Here is a 1,023-nt window from a genome sequence, read left to right on the forward strand (position 1 = left end):
ACCCGCACCGGCTCGCCCGCGCGTGCGCCGGCGGGGTGCGTGCCGGGCTCGTCCACCGCGGCATCGTGGCACGGCGCCGCCACGTCCCCGGCGGCGCGGCGACGAGCCGGGCGCCGCCCGGGCCCTGCGGCGGACCGTGGTGGGATGGCGGGGTGAGCGACGGGACCAGCGGGCAGGGCGGGGCCTCGGGCGGAGGCGACCTCGGCGGTGGGGCGCCCGAGGGCTCGGGGACCGGGGCCGCCGTCGACGTCCTGCTCCCCTTCTACGGCGACCCGGGGCTCCTGCGCGAGGCCGTGGCCTCGGTGCTGGCCCAGCGGGAGCGGGCGTGGCGCCTCGTCGTCGTCGACGACGGCCACCCCGACCCGGCCACGGCCCCGTGGCTGCGCGGCCTCGCCGGGCAGGACGAGCGGGTCGAGTACCACCGCAACGAGCGCCAGCTCGGCGCCGGCGGCAACTACCGGCGGTGCGTCGAGCTGGCGCGGGCGCCGCTGGCCGTGGTGATGGGCGCCGACGACGTGATGCTGCCGGGGTACCTGTCGCGCGTGCGCGACCTCCACGCCCGCACCGCCGCGGCGGTCGTCCAGCCCGGCGTCGTCGTCGTCGACGGCGCCGGGGACCGCGTGCGGCCCGCCGCCGACCGGGTGAAGGGGCTCCTCGCGCCCCGCGGGCGCCGACCGCTGGCGGTCGCCGGCGAGGAGCTGGCGACCGGCCTGCTCCACGGCAACTGGACCTACTTCCCGTCGCTGTGCTGGCGCACCGACGTGCTGCGCCGGCACGGCTTCCGCCCCGGCTGGGAGGTCGTGCAGGACCTCGCCCTCCTCCTCGACGTCGCCGCCTCCGGCGAGCCCCTCGTCCTCGACGACGAGGTCGTCTTCGCCTACCGCCGCCACGGCGGGTCCGACTCGGCGGTCAAGGCCGTCTCCGGCTCCCGCTTCGACGAGGAGCGGCGCCTCCTCGACGGCGCGGCCGCCGACATGGCCGCGCGCGGCTGGGCCCGGGCGGCGCGCGCGGCCCGCTGGCGCG

The 1,023-nt window shown here is 80.1% G+C and carries 1 protein-coding gene; it reads left to right on the forward strand.

The genetic code is table 11. The features are described from left to right. Nucleotides 1-152: 152 nt before the first annotated feature. Nucleotides 153-1,023, forward strand: an 871-nt coding sequence (locus tag HLB09_RS17560; RefSeq protein ID WP_171204554.1) for a glycosyltransferase family 2 protein, incomplete at its 3' end; no start/stop codon positions are given.

Origin of the sequence: Pseudokineococcus marinus (assembly GCF_013004605.1) — a bacterium.
Classification (GTDB): domain Bacteria; phylum Actinomycetota; class Actinomycetes; order Actinomycetales; family Quadrisphaeraceae; genus Pseudokineococcus; species Pseudokineococcus marinus.